Here is a 244-nt window from a genome sequence, read left to right as displayed (position 1 = left end):
ATCAACGATGTAACAATAGAACCTGTAAAACTTACAAATGGTAAAGGCGATGTAAGTGCTAGCACAGGTCTTGGAGCGTTAGCAGAAGCAATTAATAAAGCTAGTGATAAGACAGGGATTAAAGCTAGTGTAACTGCTATTTCAACATTTGAGCAACCTATTAAAGCTGGTGAAACTACTTCAAATTTCTCAATCAATGGTGTAAAAATCGGAACAGTAAGCGTTCAAGAAAAAGACGCTAATG

1 protein-coding gene is annotated in these 244 nt (G+C 36.5%); it reads left to right on the top strand.

Going from position 1 to position 244, the window contains the following annotated elements:
* On the top strand, positions 1-244 hold a 244-nt coding region (locus KJQ99_RS11490), incomplete at both ends, for a flagellin hook IN motif-containing protein (RefSeq protein ID WP_284467067.1).

The organism is Campylobacter sp. 2018MI13, assembly GCF_018501135.1.
GTDB lineage: Bacteria > Campylobacterota > Campylobacteria > Campylobacterales > Campylobacteraceae > Campylobacter_E.
Note: the sequence above shows the minus strand (reverse complement) of the source record. Positions and strands in the feature narration are given on the sequence as shown.